Here is a 1,782-nt window from a genome sequence, read left to right on the forward strand (position 1 = left end):
AACGTGAAGTAAGTCAACTACGTCCTGGAATGAACGCTTACGGCGTAAAGGCACCAAAATAGATACCTAAAATCATCACCAGGAAAACGCCAAAAAAGGTACTGGCCAATGTCGCGGGCACGCTTCTCGTTGAGGCTGCGCTGGGCGCGCAGCTCGGGCGGCACGTCCTCTTCATCGAAGACGAACAGCTTGACCAGAACCCCATAGGGAATTTGGGCTATGTAGTATTCCTTGCCCGCCTGGATGCCGCGCACGGCCGGGAACGAGTAGGTGTGTTCCTGGGCGGCCTCGGTGATTTCGCTGGCCGCTGCCTCCCGGCGAGCCGCCGCTTCGGCGCGCTCTTGGCGCTCGGCCTCGACACGCTCGATCTCGGATCGGGCCTGGGCACCATAGCGCTCCACCAGCTCATCGAAGGACAAGCCCAGCGCCGCTAGGCGCCCAGCGTGACGCTCTACCCGGTCGCCCTGAGCCTCGGCATGAGCTGCGCGCTCGGGGTTGTACAGTCCCGGCTCCCAGATCGCTACCAGCAGCGCCACAGCTTCCGACTCCTGGCGTTGCTCCAGGGCAGCCGCCAGAACTTGCGGGTAACGCTCGCCCTTATCTAGCTTGTTCTCGTTCTCGACCACCACGAACGCCTCCAGCGTCTCGGCCTGACGATTCAAGCGGTGCGCTGCGTCGGTAGCGGCATGATCAGCCTTGTGGCCGGACACCACCTCGGCGGATTGGTAGGTCTTCGGGGTGCGGGCGTGGGTTACGACCGTCTCGGTTACGCTCATGACATAGAACATGGTGCTAACTCCTTTGGTTTGTCCCAGCCGGGGAGCGGAATGGGTTTTGGAATTCCGAGAATCAAATTGGCTAAAAAATGCATCGAAGCCGACGCTCGTACCCCGCGCGCTTTATGCGGGCGTTAACTTGAGCCAGAACCAATGACAAGGGAGAATAAGGATCATATGAATTACATCTTTCTCGATACATGTGTTTTGCTAGATGTTTCTACGAAAAGAAGTGATCTCCCTCTTGTGTCTGCACTAGAGGAGCTGGTGAGTTCGAACAGCGTAAAATTAGTCTTGGCTGACCTGGTTATTGATGAGTATGAGCGAAATAAGGAGAGTGTGGCGAAGAAAACGTAAGCGCCGTTAAACCGACCCACTTGCCCTAACCGTATTGAGCCACTTTTTTTGAAGCAGGCAGCTCCGCATTCCAGGGCAAGAGTGTTTCGAGTTGTTCGAGGGTCACTGCATCGGCAATGTGCGTCAGCACATGATGGATGTAAGCCGACGGCTCCAGCCCGTTGGCTTTGGCCGTTTCGATCAGCGAGTAGCAGGTGGCGCTGGCGTTCGCGCCCTGCGAGGTATCTGCGAACAACCAGGCCTTTCGTCCCAGAGCGAACGGGCGGATGGCATTTTCGGCACCGGCATTACTGATCTTCAGGTCGCCGCGTTCGCAGTAGCCAACCAGGGTATCCCACTGGTTCAGGGTGTAGTCCATGGCCTTGCGGGTGAGCGAGCCTTTCAGCACCTTACTGGCGTTTTTCTCCAGCCAGGCCTTGAAGGCGTTCAGCAGCGGCAGGCTTTTTTCCTGGCGCACCCGATAGCGCTCGGCGTCACTCAGTTCGTTGGCGGCTTTCTCGACGGCGTACAGTTTACGGATATGGCTGAGGGCCACATCGGCTTTCGAGGGCTGGCCTTTTTTGCCCTTGGCCGGCGCGGCCCGGGAGGCGTCCACGAACTTGCGCCGGGCATGGTCCCAACAACCGATGCGGGTCAGGCCGTTTTCACG

3 protein-coding genes are annotated in these 1,782 nt (G+C 58.3%); 1 reads left to right on the top strand and 2 read right to left on the bottom strand.

Going from position 1 to position 1,782, the window contains the following annotated elements; genetic code table 11:
* Positions 1 to 17: 17 nt before the first annotated feature.
* A complete protein-coding gene (locus tag INT21_RS09985; protein WP_226930619.1) occupies positions 18 to 788 on the bottom strand; it encodes a DNA sulfur modification protein DndB in 771 nt (256 codons plus the stop codon).
* Positions 789 to 953: 165 nt separating this feature from the next.
* Between INT21_RS09985 and INT21_RS20745 the strand changes: the two genes are divergently transcribed.
* Complete coding sequence (locus tag INT21_RS20745) at positions 954 to 1,133, top strand: PIN domain-containing protein (protein WP_193085126.1); 180 nt, start codon at positions 954 to 956, stop codon at positions 1,131 to 1,133.
* Positions 1,134 to 1,158: 25 nt separating this feature from the next.
* On the opposite strand, the gene tnpC is transcribed toward INT21_RS20745, so the two are convergent.
* A partial coding sequence (gene tnpC, locus INT21_RS09995; protein ID WP_193085127.1) for an IS66 family transposase occupies positions 1,159 to 1,782 on the bottom strand: 624 nt, incomplete at its 5' end.

Source organism: Halomonas sp. 3F2F, from assembly GCF_014897805.1.
Lineage (GTDB): Bacteria > Pseudomonadota > Gammaproteobacteria > Pseudomonadales > Halomonadaceae > Vreelandella.

Coding starts and splice junctions, on each gene's coding strand:
- INT21_RS20745 (WP_193085126.1), top strand. CDS start 954: ATGAATTACATCTTTCTCGATACATGTGTTTTGCTAGATGTTTCTACG.
- INT21_RS09985 (WP_226930619.1), bottom strand. CDS start 788: ATGTTCTATGTCATGAGCGTAACCGAGACGGTCGTAACCCACGCCCGC.